The following is a 15,538-nucleotide window of genomic DNA, read 5'->3' on the forward strand; positions in this document are numbered from 1 at the left end:
TACAGCACCTGATAGCGGCGCATCAATTCAGCATCATCCACCTGCTGACGATCCGGCACACGCAAGAGCACGTGAAAGTGATTCGACATCACACAGTAGGTCAGCACCTGCACCCCGCAAAAATCCGCCACCTGCCAGATCATCTTACGCAGCATCTCCTTCTCACGATCCTGGAACAAGCGCTCCCCATTCACCACTCGCGTCATGCAATGATAAACCGCATCCTGCCCATGAACCTTTTTACGACGAACCTTCATTCTCCCCTCAAGATGAACCTCTTCTCACATAAACTCAACCTATTTCTTATAGCCTGGTTAATTTATTGTGGGTGTTTGTGCGTAGTAGAGGGAGTGTGTTTGGGGCTAGCGGGCGCTGGCGAAACCTGCGCGCTCGGGGTAGTGCTCGATGAATTCTAGGAAGATGTCTTTGGCGACGGGGCCGGCGGTGGATCCGCCGTGGTAGCGCTCGCTGTCATTGGTGCCTTCGACCATGACGGCGACCGCGATCTGTGGATTCTCCACGGGAGCGAAGCCGACAAACCATGCGAGGTTGACGCCTTTGCCATGGGCACGGAAATCGGCGGTGCCAGTCTTGCCCGCAATCCGGAGTCCGTCAATTTGCACGAGGCGCCCGGTGCCGTCCTTGCCGACGACGCGTTCCATACCTTCCCATAGGGCGTCGTGTTGCTGCGGCGTGAGACCGATCGGCTCGCCGCCATGGTCCACCTGCTGAGCCTCTTCGTTGGTTAAGGCACGCAGGGTGGGTCGCGTGCGGGTTTCGTCGCGAGCAATCGATGCAATCACTGTCGCCATTTGTAGGGGAGTCACGAGTAGAAAGCCTTGCCCGATCGCGGTGTTGGCGGTATCTCCGGGCACCCAACCGGAGCCAATTTGCTCACGTTTCCACTCTTTACTGGGCACGACGAGGCGGCTGGTCTCGAAGGGGATCTCGATGTTTGTCTTTTGATCGAGTCCGAAGCGCTTGGCTTCGGCGCTTAATACGTCGATGCCCATATCGAGGCCTTCGGCATAATAATACACGTTGCAACTGGCCTCGACGGCGGCGGCGAGGTCAACGATGCCGTGCCCGTAGCGCGCATTGCAGCGAAAGATTCGATTGCCTAAGCGATAGAGACCTTGGCAGTCGTGCTGAGTATCGGCTGTGATGCTGCCATGGCGCATGCCAGCGATGGAGGTGATTAACTTGAAGGTGGAGCCTGGAGGATAGGAAAGTTGAACGGCGCGATTGAGCCATGCACCACGTTCGTTGATTTCGTCAAATGTGCTGCGTGGAATGAATGGGCTGAGGTCGTTGAGGTCATAGCTGGGGTGGCTGGCGATGGCCAGCACCTCGCCGGAATGGATATCGAGCGCGACGGCCGCGCCACGGCGTTCGCCGAGGGCCACTTCGGCCGCGAGCTGAAGATCGATATCAATGCTGGTGATCAGGTCCTCTCCTTGTTGCGGCGCCTTCATCTCTAATCTGGAGTCTTGAAAGCCGAGTGGATCAACACGCCAGATTTCAGTGCCGGTTTCCCCGGACAGAAGGTCATTGAAATGGCGTTCGAGGCCGGTCTTCCCCCGCTTGGTTTTAAAAGTGAATGTTTTGATCCCATCGTCGGGAATCTCTTCGGGATCGGGATTCACGTTTTGCACATAGCCGAGTGTATGGGCTGCAGCAACGCCGTAGGGATAATAGCGTGCGGTATCGGTATGAATTTGAATGGCTGATTTAACGGGCACTTGCTCAATCAGGCGGGCGTATTGATCGGCATTGAGATCTTCGACGAGGGGCAGGGGCAGCAGGAGCTGTTCGTTAAAATGACGAATGATCTTACGCAGAGAGAGAGTATCGTCGCGACCGGTGATGTGGTTGATCTGATCGATATAGCGCTGAATTACATTTTGGCGCGCACGCCACTGCAGATCGTTGTAGTTCGGGGTTAGTTGAGAGTCTTCTCGCTCCGATTCAGGTGTCTGCTCGTAGGCCTCACGGAGTGCTTCGCGCTCGGCTCGAATTATTTTGGAATACTCGCTACGAAATTCGCGCCGCAGGTCATCCAGGTAGACGACGGCCGAATACTGCGGACGATTGCCGACGAGGAGATTGCCCTTGCGATCGTAGATATCGCCGCGGGGCCCGGGCTTCAAAATACGGCGCTCGGTTTGGCGTTTCTCGATTTCCTCATATTTCTGATAGGCGACAAGTTGCCGCCAGCCTAAGCCGACCAGGAGCGTCACACCGGCTGCCATGACGATCCAAAAGAAAAAGAGAATACGCGGATTTTCGCCGCGATGAAAATCGTAGCCGCTCATAGGGTGGGAAAATCCTCAGGTTCCGTATCGAGACGACAGAGCGCGAAGAGCATACGCTCAAAATTGAAAAACCACGGAGCTACCAACAAGAGCGCTAAATGAGAACAGAGACTGGTCACAAGCACATGCACCCAAAAGCCTAGACTGGAAAAGTGAGTATACCCCATAGCCACTGTGACCAGTAGTAGCGCAAAAAGGTTCAATCCATGTGCCAGCATAATGGGATGGTAGTTATGCTCTGCTCGAAAACGTATCCTCATTTGAAAAACAAAGGCGCCCGCGAAGAGAAAGCCGACGGTGAATAACCCAAAGCTTGATGGCAATGCCGCATCGACCCACAGTCCGGTGAACAAAGTGCAGATAAAATAGGACTGATGGCGCAAATATAGGGCTGGAAAGACGAGCATCGGCCCTAGGATCAGCAGATAGATCGACCAACTCGCCAGTGCCGAGTTAACCAGCATGGTCAAATAGAGCAAAAGCGCATTCGCCCCGAACATGAGTATGGCACGCGGATCAAGGAGCATCAGAATCTAGATCGATGGGATAAAGCGGGATCAACACGGCGACCTCATGCAAGCTGAGTAAGCTCGAGTGCAATTCCACGGTGCCAGTTTGAAAGATGCCCGTGCTGCCAGGTTGAAGCCAATTCACTCGCCCGATCAATAGACCTGGGGGGAAGGTGCCCCCCAAGCGAGTGGAGACGAGTTTAAGTGGCATTTGGGTGCTGGCGACCATGTCTTGCGGTGCATCACGCACAACACCGGTCGGAGAGCCGAAGCCGGTTTGGGCAACGCCTTGATAAACGACGGGGCGCTCGTCGCCCTCGAAGTTCGCCGCCATGCGAAAATTGGGACTACTAATTAACTCAACGCGACTGGTAAAGGCGTTCACCTCCACTACACGCCCAACCACGCCTCCATAAAAGACGACTGCTGCCCCGACGGGAATCTGATAGTCTTGTCCCTTGCGAATTATGATCTGTTGCCACCAAGCGTTTAGGTCACGACGGATGACGCGCGCGACCTCGTAGCGAAATTCCCGTCGACTGGGCAGCTTTAAAATAGCTTCCAAGCGTTGGATTTCATTTTCGAGGGTTTCGTTGCGCTGGGCATTGAACTGGTAGAGCGATTTCGCGCGCGCAACCTCTCTGCCTGCTTCGATCAATTCTACCTTGGAGTGACTGCGACGGGCCCAGAAGCCTTCGAGGTCATCGAGGTAGGAGGTCGCCACCCAGGCGGGCGCTTGAAACTCAGAAAAACTGACGCGTAGAAAGGACTTAAACGCGGTTGGTATGACCCACCAAGCAACAAGAAAGACGCCTAAGGCGACCAACGGCTTGATCTTATCGAGGCGGTGATTCGCCACGGCGCCGCGCTAGTTTTTGGGGGCTCCCGTGAGGTCTTTCAGAAGAAAGGCCAGTTCGTCCAGGACCAAACCAGTGCCATTGGCAACCGCACTGAGTGGGTCTTCGGCAATCACCACCGGCAAGCCCGTGGCATCGCTGAGCTGCTGATCGAGTCCCTTAATCATGGCACCGCCACCAGCGAGGAAGAAGCCACGGTCCACCAAGTCGGCAGAAAGCTCTGGGGGGCAGCGCTCGAGTGCATTACGCACGAGGTCCACGATCGCGGAAATGGTATCGGACAAGGCGTCGCGAATTTCCTGAGAAGTGATGGTAATGGTCTTGGGCAGGCCGGCCACGGAGTCGCGACCGCGCACTTCCATCGAAATTTCTTCCTCTAAGGGGAATGCAGAGCCGACCTTAATCTTAATCTCTTCGGCAGTGCGCTCACCAATCATCAAATTATACGCGCGCTTCATGTAGTTAACAATCGCGCTGTCAATCTCATCGCCGCCGACACGGATACTCTTGGTATAGACCACACCTGCGAGTGAAATAATGGCCACCTCGGTGGTGCCCCCGCCGATATCGACAATCATGTTGGCCGCGGGCTCATCGATGGGTAAGCCGACGCCAATGGCCGCTGCCATCGGCTCTTCGAGCAGCACGACATCGCGCGCACCTGCCCGAATGGCTGAATCTTTAACCGCACGGCGTTCCACTTCTGTAATCCCGGAGGGCACGGCCACCACGATGCGGGGCGCGACGAAAGTCTTCTTCTTATTTACCTTATTGATAAAATACCGCAGCATGGCCTCGGTAATCTCAAAATCGGCAATCACACCGTCCTTCATGGGACGAATTGCGGTAATATTACCTGGGGTGCGGCCCAGCATTTTTTTGGCTTCCGCACCCACGGCGCATACCTTCTTGGTGGACGAGTAGATGGCCACCACGCTGGGTTCGCGTAGAACAATACCTTTTTCTTTAGCGAAAACTAGAGTATTGGCGGTGCCAAGGTCGATGCCGATATCGTTGGAGAGGAATCCTAACACAATAAGATGGATGTTAAATAGCGCTGCGCTGACTGATCAGAGAATAAACCCCTTTTTCTATGAAAGCATTTGAAAGTCAACTGATTACCGCGAGCGAAGCAGATGTTTCCCCCTACCCGATGAGCTTGAAAAAGATGCGCTTGCCAGCTTGGAAGATCTGCTCACCGCTAGGAGGGGTCACTTCGCGATTGGGATCGCTTTGTTTTTCGCCGTCAATTTTGACACCGCCCTGCTTCACCAGACGTCGGATCGCGCCCTTACTCTCGAAGAGCTCAGACTGCGCCATCACCTCGAAAAGCGGGGCGCTGGTGGCATCGCCGAGTAAATCGCTCCAGGTAAAGGTGGGCATGTCATCGGGTAATTTATTCTTGGAAAAGACCTGCTCAAATTGCTCCAACTCGTGCTTGCCAGCCTGCATCGAGTGAAATTGCCCGACCAGCGAGGAAGCCAAGTGCTTTTTAGCATCCATGGGGTGTCCCTTCTTGAGGTTGGCAATTTTATCTTCGGGCAATTCTAAGAGCAATTGGTAGTAGGTCCACATCGTATCGTCGGGGATCGACATGATCTTACCGAACATCTCCTTGGGGCTGTCGGTGAACGCGATGTAATTATCCGCGCTCTTCGACATCTTCTTCGTTCCGTCGAGCCCGACCAATAGTGGCATGGTGATGACCGCTTGTTCTTGCTTGCCGGCATCCTTCTGCAGGGCGCGACCGACCAACATGTTAAACAACTGGTCGGTACCGCCGAGTTCAACGTCGGCATTGAGCACAAGCGAATCGTAGCCCTGAATGAGCGGGTAGAGGAACTCGATGATCGAGATCGGCGCTTGGCTGGCGTAACGTTTTGCGAAGTCGTCGCGTTCCAGCATGCGAGCGACCGTCATTTTACGAGAGAGCTTCAGGCTGTCCTCAAAGCTCATTTTGTCGAACCACTCGCTGTTGTAAAAAACTGTCGTTTTCTCCTCGTCCAGAATCTTAAAAGCCTGGTCCAAATAGCTTTGTGCGTTTTCAATAATTTCTTCCTTCGTCAAAACAGGGCGTGTGCTGGAGCGTCCGGAAGGGTCACCAATCAAAGTGGTAAAGTCACCAATGATCAGCAGCGCCTCGTGCCCTAAGTCTTGAAACTGGCGGAGCTTATTGAAGACCACGAGGTGGCCAAAAGTCAGATCCGGGCGCGTCGGGTCCACGCCTAACTTAACGCGTAAGGGCTTGCTACCATGCAGGCGGTCTTCGAGTTCTGTTGCGCCGATAATCGTGTCGGTGTTGCTACGGATAATATCAATTAAGCTCATAAGAATTTAGGAAGAATACCTTAAACTGAGCGCATCCCCGCTCCCGTAAAGGATAAAAGCGGGTATACACGGACTTAGACGGATTCAACGAAGGTCATGAATCCTCGACTTCGTCCATCAACTGTTTGTATTCGTGGACATTGAGATTATGGATTTCTGAATGCACATTGGGCCGAGTGACGATGTGGTAGCGTTCGACATATTTTTGCACGAGGTGCACCTTGGAGTCCAAGGGCTGCACGATGATGAGCTGCAGGCTAAACTGCTTAAACAACTCTAGCAAATAGGTCGAAAACTCATCGTCGGTCTTACTGAACATTTCATCCACCACAACCAAACGGAAGGTTTCGGTCTGTTGCTCGTTGTTCAATGAAATGCCGTATTGATAGGCGATCGCGGTGGCGAGAATGGTGGAAGCTAGGCGGTTCTTTTCACCGCCCGACTTACCCGATGCGCCGGAATAGCACTGAAAGCTGACATCGGTCTCGCGATAGAATTCGTCGGCCCGAAAGTTAAACCAATTGCGAACATCGATCACTTGCTGGGTCCATTTCTCATCTTTACTTAATTCATCGAGCAAGTGACGCACCCGTTTGAATCGTTCGGAGCGCTCCTGGTCGGAGTTCTCCCCTTGAGTGATATTCTCTAAAGCGTACTGCCGCAAGGCGCGGAAGCGCTTCTGCTTATCGTCATCTGTCCGCTCGGGCACCAACTGGATGTAAGTGCGCTTGTTGCGATCAAAGTCGACTTCTTTCAGGTGCAGATTCAGATCCTGTATGCGATTCTTGATACTTTCCGCATGCTGACTGAGCAGACCATCAAAGCTCGAAACATCTTCGATCAAATTAGTCTGGAGCAATCGATTGAAACGCTTCTGGTTTTTCGGAAGGTCCTCCCCTTCGATCCGAAGTCGTAAGGACTCAAATGGAGCAAACAAGGTCTGGCTATAACCGGGGACCGCGAGCCCATCGGTATAGAGCTCGTCGTGTAGCTTGGGCTCTTCGTTTTTCACCTCATCGAGGAAGCGTTGAATTTCCAGCTTCGCGGTATTGCCCGCATCATTGCGCTTGCGATTCGCCTCATTGCGCTTGCGCTCTAGCTCACTATTAACTTGCGACTTCGCAGTTTGCAAGGCCGCCACACTGGTGGGCGGGATTTCGAGTAACTTCTTTACCGCGGGCAAGCGCTCTTGCATGATCTGCATTTGCTCCGGACTCTCGTTCGCCAGATCAATAATGCTCTGGCAGACTTGTAGAGCATGCTCGTTTTGCTCCTGACGCGCCTTCAACCCGCCCAGGCGTTCGCGCGCATTTTGACTTCTCTCCATTGCACTGAGCTTGGCCACCTTCGCCTCTTCGACTTGAGCTTGTAAACTGCTCTGCTCATCCGAACTGGATTCGAGCCGCTGCTGTTCATGCTTCAGCTCATCCTGCATGAGAACCAGACTAAAGTGATCCACGGCAGCCCAATCACTCGCAATATCCGGCAAGGATTTGGCAGCCTGTAAGGCGTTATCGACTCCCGATTTTTCGTTGCCTAGCTTACGCACACTCTCAGCCAGCTCACTATGCTTGAGCGCTTGCTCGGCATGACGCGCTTGCAGTGCTTTAATCTTGGTCGAATTATCCCAACCCAAGACATCGCGGCTACGGTCAGTGATATCGTGACGATCGTCCTTCCGGCGCTCGGAGCCACGTTGCTTCGTCAAACCACCGAGTGTGATGGCCGTCTTGGCGCGATTGAACAACTCATCCGCTGCTTCACAGCAAAGGTGGTCGTAACGATAACTAAGTTCAGAAGATAGCCAGCGATCAAACTCTCCAGCATCCGTATGAATCTCTAGCTTAGTCGCCACGGCGCCCGGCTGCAGATGCGGATTTACAGAGCGTGCTTCGCCCTCCACCACGTGATACACCAACAAGCCTCGCAGGTTGGTGCGGTGCACATAAGCGTCCATCTTTTTGCGCAAGCGCCCCGGCACCAACACACAGAGGGCAAAGCCGTGCACCAAGCGCTCGATCGCGCCGGTCCAAATCACTTCGCTCTCTTTGATTTGCACCAGCTCTCCCACAAACGGAAGTTCCTTCGAGCTAACCTTGAGCGCTTTGGCGATGCCATCACGCAGCCGTATAAACTTACTGTCGATGTTGCCTTCCCGCTCCTGCAAACCACGAATTTCTTCGCTAATCTGCTTTTGCTGCAAGGTGAGTTCTTTTAGAGTCGCACTCTGCTGGTCAAATTGCTTCCCCAGTTTTTTGGCGAGCTTGGCCAATCTTTCCGCATCCTTATCAGCGTCCGTCAGAAGCTCAACAAAGTCGGTTTCCGCCTGGCAGACGATGCCCGTGCGCCACTTTTCAGCGCGTGCGATGAACTGTTTATAACGAGCTTGGAGCGGCTTAATTTGTTGTTCTAACTGTGTGAGTTCGGCCTTAATTTGCTGCAAGCGACGGCCGGTCTCACTGGACTCAATCGCAATGGTGAGCTGCTGGATACGCTCTTGTTGAGCCTCGACCTTTAAGCTTTCGGAGGTTTCCTCAGCACGCGTCTTCACGAGCTCGCGCTCGATCCCTTCAGCATCGGCGACGCGAAATTTCATTTCAGTCTCCGCAAAAAAGAGCGGTGCCGCCTCAATGCAACCGGTCCAATGGTCGACCTGCTCCTCTTGAGCCTGTACCATGCTGTTGAGGCGGTGAATTTCGTTGAGGCGATCGAGGCGTTTCTTCTCACGTTCGATGCGTTCGTAAGTGCGACGTAGCTCCTCGAAGTTGTTGCGTAATTCTTCCAGCTTTTTGGGTACGCCGCCGTCATCCAGCATGTATTCGCGAATGAAACTGGTCAGGTTACTGATGTCCTTAATGCACACCGCCTGATTAAATATATCCATCGGATTCTTATCCGCCGACAAGTAGAGCGCTTCATGAAAGCGTTGCGAGTAGAGCGTAAAGGTGTCCAAGGGCTCCAAGGCCCGCTCTTTAAGTTTTTGGCGCACCTCCGAAGGGCTGCCCAAATCCTTAAAATCGCCCTCGATCGTCAATTTCTTTTTCGCCACCACATAGGCGCGCTCCAACTTCTTCGCCGGGGTGAGCCACAGCACTTGCGCCAGTGTCACATCCTGCTGATAAGTTTCGTTATAAAAATGAGCCAATAGGACAGTGACAGATTCGCCGGCCTTGCGCAACTGTTTGGGCCGTCCGTAGCCGCGGTCCTGATCATGCTCTTCCGAATAGGTGCCGAGCACGTAGTCTTTTTCGTTACGCTCTTTCTTTTGCTTACGCTCACCACCACCGGCAGAGGCCTGATTATAGTTTCGCTTGCGGCTATCAATTAGGATCGTGAGCACCGCATCGGCCAGGGTCGATTTACCCGCACCATTACCGCCACTCAAGAGACTGGTACGACCATCGGGGGCGAAGCTGTGCACGCGCCCATGAAAGGTCCCCCAGTTCAGAACTGAGAATTGATGTAAACGAAAGCCGGCCGTGGAACGGTCGGGTGCGAATTCTAGTGTAGCTTGTGGTTCGTGATTCATACCTATGCGTCCTCCTCTGTTTCTTCAATCTCGCTTTCGGCGGGGGTAGCTTCGTCCCGATCCTCGGAGGCATCCTCTTGCTCCAAGTGCGCTTTTAAACGATTGCGAATCGCCTCGATCTGATCGACGGGCAGTTTGGCGCGCAGAATAGGCTCCACTCGATAAATGACCTCATTGCGGTTAGAAACATAGCGCAAAGCTGACAACTCAAGCAATCGTGAGACCGCCGCTTTAATCTTTTTCTCAATCTTTTGCTCATTGCCACTTTCGCCACAATAGGGGCGCATGAACTCCAGAATATCTTTGAACTCAAGGTAAAGATAGTCCGTGCCATCGGTCGATTGATCGTGCCGCAACAGACGCTCCCGTAACTCCGTCAACAGCACAGTGGGCAGAAAAGACAAAGGTGTGCGACGCATCAGACGTGGTAGCGGCGCTTCACCCTCGTGGCCCTCCGGCAGCTCCTCCTCCTCATTGCTATCTTCATTGCGCAGAAAGGCGTAGCCCGCGTCCTCATCCACGACGAGGTCCAGGCCCATCAGCTGGAAATGCGATTCTACTTGCTGACGATCGCGCAGCAAACGAGTCCACGACTCAGTCTCTTCTTGATAGATGGGCCCACGAACCAATTGAACGATGACGTGGCGGATAGTGATGACGGACGGATTCATTTTATAAAGACGATTTTCTCAAGTTCGGCATAGCGCGGTTGGACCTCGCGCTTTAGATCGATCTGAATGGTTTCGGGATAAAAGACGTTCTGCGGCGCTTCGCCCGCGACCGCGACATAGGCGACCACATCCACAATGCCTGATTCCACCGGATAGCGCTCCACCAACTCACGCAGGCTCACCTGTGCTTGCGCTTCTAAGACTTCGCTCAGCCGCTTGCGGTATTTCGGTAAATTCAACGGTTTGCCAATGCGGCCCAGCGCATCTTTCAGCGAATCCACACTCGTCGCATCGTCGGGATCGATCCCGTCGAACCGCGTGGACTCCGGCGCTTCCCAGGTGCCGACCTCCATAAAGTTATTAAAGCGGACGGGGTCTTCCCAATGATGTAGCGCTTGCTCAGCGGGCAAATCGCCACAAGCATTGGCCAAAGAGCGCACCTCCCCCAACAATTCCATCAAATAGCGTGTTTGCTGCGAAGTCTGCTCCTCCACCACACGCCGCAACTGGCCCGAGATACGACGGTAAATACCAGACACACTCGAGACCTCATCATAGAGACGCTTCGGCAATTGTTGAAACACATGCGCATCTAAGTCGTGCGCTTGCGCCAGGTCGGCGGCGCGTTTAGCCAAGGCCAGCAACTCCTCGCGGTTTTCGACCGAGGTGATCGACTCGCGAAAGCCGAAGTAGCTGCGCCCCTGATCCCGATTGCGCAGCGCCTCGTCGGCGTCCAACACGTGGGCCACCAAGTCGCCCTTAGAAAGTTGCTGCTCCAAATACAAATTCTGAATATCACGCGCCTGCTCGCGAAAGGTTTCTTCAATCGAGCGAAAGTCGCTCAAGAATTCGTCAATGTCGCTTTCCAGATCGTGCAGCGCATCTTTGACGGCCGTTGAATCGAGAGTTTCGACTTTTCCCGTTTCCTGGATCTGCTGCAGCTCGGCATCAATTTCAGCACGCTGCTTCAGCAACTCCTTGCGCCGGGCCTCTGGGTTTGAATTGGTCTCGCGCTCGATGCGGCGCAACTCCGAGACGATGCGGGTAAAACGTGAATCCGAGGTGGTATAGCCACGGCGATCCACCCGCCGCAAGTCCTCCACCCAGGCCAGTGCCTTTTCGCTGAACTGCGTGAGTTGGTACACATAGCTATTTTGCGCCTCCACGAAACGCTTCTGTAAGAGACGATGACTCTCCTCGCACCACTGATTTAAATAAAACCTCGCATCACGCGGCATAGCATCCGGGTCCGCTGCACGCGCGTCCTGCAAATGCCGATCCAAGAGCGCCTCCAAGTCTTCTTCCGGGATTTGCGTCAGCCCTTCTTCCTTAAAACTTACGTAGAAAAAGCCCAAAACAAAGCAAGCGCTCGGGCTCCGCAGCAATTTCAGCGTCGGGCTCTTGGCAAAATAGGGATCGAAAATCGAAGACATCGCATCAGAAAGTTGAAGAGTCGCTAAGCTGTCAATCTGTAGCGATGCGAAGATAAACGATCTCCAGTAGCCATGTCGATAGACTGTCGGTTGGTCACACCAGCTCGACGTGCCCACGCAACGCACAAGACCTCGCTAGCGCGAGTTCGCTACCCCATTTAAAACTAAACCTCGCACGTAGCGATGTGACGCCAGTCACGTCTGATTTCCGGTTACTCACGCCAGCTCGACGCACAAAAAAACGACTCTCCTTAAAGGGAGAGCCGTTTGTAGAAATTGATTAGCAAGTAATTACCAAATTACCAAATTACCAAATTACCAAATTACCAAGTGCGCTTCTTGTGGCGATTGGACTTCAAACGCTTGCGACGTTTGTGGTTGTTCATCTTGAGACGGCGTTTTTTCTTGAGGTTACCCATGTGTAAATTGCTGTTGAAATTAGTGGAAACGAGCAAAAGAGCCAGAAAAGCTGCCTAGTGTAAAGCGTTTTTTCAAATGAGTTGATGCGCGCATTCGTCTTGAGCCCGTACCAGCACTGACTTGGCCGCTTCCAGCTCCGCACAATCAGCTATGCAATCCACAGTTTGCCCTAAAGCCAGACCATCGATACCGTCCATCACTTCGATGCCATTACTGGCGTTGGTCACGAAGGCAGCCTCGGCTCCCAGCAAGACCTCCGGGGCGACGTGGCCCTCAACCACCGCGAGCTCGGGAGCACGCAGCAGGGCAGCCCGGGTCACACCGGGCAAAATACCAGACACCAGCGAAGGGGTGTATAGACGGCCGTCTTTGACGAAAAAGAAGTTCGCTGTAGTGGTTTCGGCGATCTGACCGGCGTCATCCGTGCGCAGCACATCGTAATAGCCCTGTGCACGCGCACGGGCAAGCAGGTGCATCGCCTCCATGTAATTGTGCGTTTTATGTCCTGCCAAAAGTGAACGCGAAAAGATCGGGCAAGTGGTATCGAGCTGCAGGCGCCGCCCTTTCGGCGTAGGCAACGGGGGACGCGCGTAGACATAGAGACATGTGCCCGAGGCAGCTTTGAGCAGTGAGAGCTTCAGGGTGCCGCTCTCGATGGCTGTGCTGGTGACAAGCTCGCGCAAGGCATCCTGCACCGCAATCTCGGGCGGAAGCTTGAGCGCGAAATGCCGCGCAGAGCGTGCCAGGCGAGCCCAGTGGTCCTGCCAAAAATAGAGACGGCCCGCGTCGTAACGCATGGTTTCGAAAAGCCCGAAGCCATGTGCAAAGCCGGGCGCAGTTGGCGCGAGCATCACACACTCAGTGGGCGGAATTATGACGATGTCTGGCATAATTGATCGATCGCCTCGCGAATGGCGCGGGCTTTATCTAAGGTTTCTTGGTATTCGGCCTCTGGCTGTGAGTCCCATACGATCCCGCCGCCCACTTGATAATCGAGTTGCCCCGCTTTCAGGTGCAAACTGCGGATGGCGATATTAAACTCGGCATCGCCATCGAAGCCGATGTAGCCGATGGAGCCGCAATAGGCGCCACGTCGAGTGGGCTCGAGCGCTTCGATAATCTCCATCGCACGCACTTTGGGCGCGCCGGTGATAGAGCCACCGGGGAAAAGCGCCGCCAAGGCATCGTAGACATCCTTGCCCTCTCTGAGCCTGGCCTTGACGCGCGCAGTCTGATGAATGACACGCGCATAATGCTCCAACTGATACAATCCTTCAACCTGCACCGACCCGAATTCCGCGATACGCCCCAGATCATTACGCTCGAGATCGACGATCATTAACAACTCCGCTCGGTCCTTTTCTGAAGCACGCAGAGCGGCCGCTTGCTGCAAGTCCTCTTCTGCGCTCGCACCACGCGGGCGGGTGCCCTTAATCGGCCGCGTCTCCAGCGCACGACCGCGCTTTTGCAAAAACTGCTCCGGCGAAGTGGAAATGAGCTGCCAGTCACCCAGGTCCAGATAGGCCCCGTAAGGAGCGGGATTGCCGCGGCGGAGCGCTTGATACAGTGCAATGCTGTCACCCTCGAAGGTGCAACGGGCGCGCTGGGAGAGATTCACCTGATACACGTCGCCGCTGGCAATATAGTCACGCACACGCTGCACCGCAGTGCAGAAATCGGCCTTTGAAAAGTTCCATTGCCAAGCGCCTCGGCGGGCAGGCATGGCCGCCGAGGCGCCCGTGGTAGGGGCTTCACTGGTGACGCCCGCCGCAGTTTGGCAAAACGGAAGCGACTCGGAGCTGACGCGAGCTGACTCTGATGCGGGCGTGACAAGTCGCGCCCCTACGATTGACCGCAGGCGCTCAATCACCGCGTCCGCAGCCATGTGAACATCATGCCCGATCAAATACAGCATTCCGCTCTGGTGATTGAGTGCCGCCACACCATCGTAGAGGGCAAAGGACATATCGGGAATCGAGCGGTCATCTTGTGCGAGGCAGGGCACGCGCTCTAAGCGCCGGCCATAATCGTAACTCAGGTAACCGACCGCTCCCCCGGTGAATGGAATCTCTGGATGCGATTCCAATGGATAGGCCTGCATCGCCTGACGCAAATCCTCCAGATCTCCGGTAACCGTTTGAAAGGGATCTGAGCCAAAAAAACTCCAGGCCCCCAAGCCATCATTGGACTGCGCACTATCCAAGACAAAGGACAGCGGCTGCCGTCCGAAGCACTCCACGAGCGCTTCCACCGAGGGTGGATTCTGGATTTCGAGGACTTTCATCCTTAAATTAGTGGCGGCTCGCCCGACGGATCATCCAAAAGCCAATGCTTTGAAAAATTATATTTGGCAACCAGATCAATAGATCCGGACGCAATGCGGGCAGGTCTTCCAACCAACTGACCATGATGATCAAAAAGTAGTAGCTCATGGCGATCACCAGCGCGATACCAAGGTTGGCATACGTTTCCTTACGCCCCACTTGAATCGCCAGTGGCACTCCAAAAACCGCCAAGGAAAAGACTGAAAATGCCAAAGCAAAATTTTTCTGAATGTGCATCTGTACCTTCAGCCGTTCCTCCGTCATCCCCTCCCCGGTCTCGGCTTCCTTGTCCAGCTCGGCCTGCCGCCGTTCCATCAGCTGGGCAAAAGTCATCTCCTTAGTGCGCACCTTGCGCTTACGATCACTCTCACCAAACAATTGATCCAATGGCAGAGCGATCGGCAGTTCACCGAAAAATAAAGAGTCCGGCATTTCTCCGCCGAAGGCTTCGGGATTATCTACATCCCGCTGTTCGGCGGTGCCATTTTTAAGCGTAAGAATCAGATCTTTATTCACCTCATCGTACTGCAACTCCCCCTCCGCTGCGCGCAGGAATAAGGTGACACGCTGCTGGCTATCCAGCTCCCAAATCCAAAAATCCTTCATGATCGAGCCATCGCGCCCTCCCATATAGATCACGTAACCAGGAAACTCGTGAATAAAGCGGCGCTCCTCGATGAAGCCGACAGGATTGTCCGTGAGCGCACTCGCCATCAGCGCCTTCCGCTCGACACGTGACTGTGGCGCATAATGTAAATTCACCACCACCGCGACCACCATGCCCAGGCAAGCGATCAAAAAAACCGGGGCCGCAATCTGGTATAAACTCAGCCCCGCCGACTTCATCGCGGTAATTTCCCGCTGCGACGACAAGCGCCCCAATGCAATCAAAGTGCCGGTCAACATCCCCAGCGGCAGCGCAAAGGAGGCCACATAAGGGATCAGTAGGCCCAGAACTTTAAGAAAGACCCAGAAGTCTAACTTCCCTGCGACCACCAATTCAGCCACATCGCGCAGCGCATTCCCCACCAGCAGCACAAAAATAAAGAGCCCCATAGCCAAGCCAGTGGCGACCAGGATCTCTTTAAGTATATGGCGATGTAGCAAATTAAGCATATCAACGTAGTGACAAGCTTCCAGCGGGTCGTCCAA

At 54.2% G+C, this 15,538-nt stretch carries 13 protein-coding genes; all 13 read right to left on the minus strand.

The features are described from left to right. On the minus strand, positions 1-257 hold a 257-nt coding region (locus QEH52_RS06520; protein WP_308949290.1), incomplete at its 3' end, for a transposase. Between the two features lie 105 nt (positions 258-362). Next, the gene (mrdA, locus tag QEH52_RS06525; protein ID WP_308949291.1) at positions 363-2,315 is read right to left on the minus strand and encodes a penicillin-binding protein 2; all 1,953 of its coding nucleotides are present in this window, start codon (positions 2,313-2,315) and stop codon (positions 363-365) included. Further along, positions 2,312-2,842 carry a rod shape-determining protein MreD gene (mreD, locus tag QEH52_RS06530; protein WP_308949292.1) on the minus strand — a complete coding sequence of 177 codons (531 nt, stop codon included), beginning with the start codon at positions 2,840-2,842 and terminating at the stop codon, positions 2,312-2,314. The genes mrdA and mreD overlap by 4 nt, the downstream gene beginning before the upstream one ends. After that, a complete protein-coding gene (gene mreC, locus QEH52_RS06535) occupies positions 2,832-3,683 on the minus strand; it encodes a rod shape-determining protein MreC (RefSeq protein ID WP_308949293.1) in 852 nt (283 codons plus the stop codon). The genes mreD and mreC overlap by 11 nt, the downstream gene beginning before the upstream one ends. A 9-nt stretch (positions 3,684-3,692) precedes the next feature. Further along, the gene (locus tag QEH52_RS06540) at positions 3,693-4,715 is read right to left on the minus strand and encodes a rod shape-determining protein (protein ID WP_308949294.1); all 1,023 of its coding nucleotides are present in this window, start codon (positions 4,713-4,715) and stop codon (positions 3,693-3,695) included. A 112-nt stretch (positions 4,716-4,827) separates the two neighbouring features. Then, positions 4,828-6,009, minus strand: coding sequence for a tyrosine--tRNA ligase (gene tyrS / locus QEH52_RS06545; protein ID WP_308949295.1), 1,182 nt, complete (start codon positions 6,007-6,009; stop codon positions 4,828-4,830). A 94-nt stretch (positions 6,010-6,103) separates the two neighbouring features. Continuing rightward, a complete protein-coding gene (locus tag QEH52_RS06550; RefSeq protein WP_308949296.1) occupies positions 6,104-9,538 on the minus strand; it encodes an ATP-binding protein in 3,435 nt (1,144 codons plus the stop codon). Between the two features lie 2 nt (positions 9,539-9,540). Then, on the minus strand, positions 9,541-10,209 hold the full coding sequence (locus QEH52_RS06555; protein WP_308949297.1) for a DUF4194 domain-containing protein: 669 nt from the start codon (positions 10,207-10,209) through the stop codon (positions 9,541-9,543). Then, positions 10,206-11,642, minus strand: coding sequence for a DUF3375 family protein (locus QEH52_RS06560; protein WP_308949298.1), 1,437 nt, complete (start codon positions 11,640-11,642; stop codon positions 10,206-10,208). Before QEH52_RS06560 ends, QEH52_RS06555 begins: the two co-directional genes overlap by 4 nt. A 323-nt stretch (positions 11,643-11,965) precedes the next feature. Next, positions 11,966-12,061 carry an AURKAIP1/COX24 domain-containing protein gene (locus QEH52_RS06565; RefSeq protein ID WP_155417653.1) on the minus strand — a complete coding sequence of 32 codons (96 nt, stop codon included), beginning with the start codon at positions 12,059-12,061 and terminating at the stop codon, positions 11,966-11,968. A gap of 72 nt (positions 12,062-12,133) precedes the next feature. Beyond that, complete coding sequence (locus tag QEH52_RS06570) at positions 12,134-12,952, minus strand: aminotransferase class IV (protein ID WP_308949299.1); 819 nt, start codon at positions 12,950-12,952, stop codon at positions 12,134-12,136. Beyond that, on the minus strand, positions 12,934-14,346 hold the full coding sequence (gene pabB, locus QEH52_RS06575) for an aminodeoxychorismate synthase component I (protein WP_308949300.1): 1,413 nt from the start codon (positions 14,344-14,346) through the stop codon (positions 12,934-12,936). Before pabB ends, QEH52_RS06570 begins: the two co-directional genes overlap by 19 nt. Before the next feature lie 7 nt (positions 14,347-14,353). Further along, the gene (locus QEH52_RS06580; protein ID WP_308949301.1) at positions 14,354-15,502 is read right to left on the minus strand and encodes an LptF/LptG family permease; all 1,149 of its coding nucleotides are present in this window, start codon (positions 15,500-15,502) and stop codon (positions 14,354-14,356) included. Positions 15,503-15,538: the final 36 nt, after the last annotated feature.

Origin of the sequence: Thalassobacterium maritimum (genome assembly GCF_031127805.1) — a bacterium.
GTDB lineage: Bacteria > Verrucomicrobiota > Verrucomicrobiia > Opitutales > Coraliomargaritaceae > Thalassobacterium > Thalassobacterium maritimum.

What these genes read in the sequence shown, in the direction of transcription:
- QEH52_RS06560 (WP_308949298.1), bottom strand. Translation starts at nt 11,642, where the DNA reads ATGTCTTCGATTTTCGATCCCTATTTTGCCAAGAGCCCGACGCTGAAA.
- pabB (WP_308949300.1), bottom strand. Translation starts at nt 14,346, where the DNA reads ATGAAAGTCCTCGAAATCCAGAATCCACCCTCGGTGGAAGCGCTCGTG.
- QEH52_RS06580 (WP_308949301.1), bottom strand. Translation starts at nt 15,502, where the DNA reads ATGCTTAATTTGCTACATCGCCATATACTTAAAGAGATCCTGGTCGCC.
- QEH52_RS06570 (WP_308949299.1), bottom strand. Translation starts at nt 12,952, where the DNA reads ATGCCAGACATCGTCATAATTCCGCCCACTGAGTGTGTGATGCTCGCG.
- QEH52_RS06550 (WP_308949296.1), bottom strand. Translation starts at nt 9,538, where the DNA reads ATGAATCACGAACCACAAGCTACACTAGAATTCGCACCCGACCGTTCC.
- tyrS (WP_308949295.1), bottom strand. Translation starts at nt 6,009, where the DNA reads ATGAGCTTAATTGATATTATCCGTAGCAACACCGACACGATTATCGGC.
- QEH52_RS06555 (WP_308949297.1), bottom strand. Translation starts at nt 10,209, where the DNA reads ATGAATCCGTCCGTCATCACTATCCGCCACGTCATCGTTCAATTGGTT.
- mrdA (WP_308949291.1), bottom strand. Translation starts at nt 2,315, where the DNA reads ATGAGCGGCTACGATTTTCATCGCGGCGAAAATCCGCGTATTCTCTTT.
- QEH52_RS06565 (WP_155417653.1), bottom strand. Translation starts at nt 12,061, where the DNA reads ATGGGTAACCTCAAGAAAAAACGCCGTCTCAAGATGAACAACCACAAA.
- mreD (WP_308949292.1), bottom strand. Translation starts at nt 2,842, where the DNA reads ATGCTCCTTGATCCGCGTGCCATACTCATGTTCGGGGCGAATGCGCTT.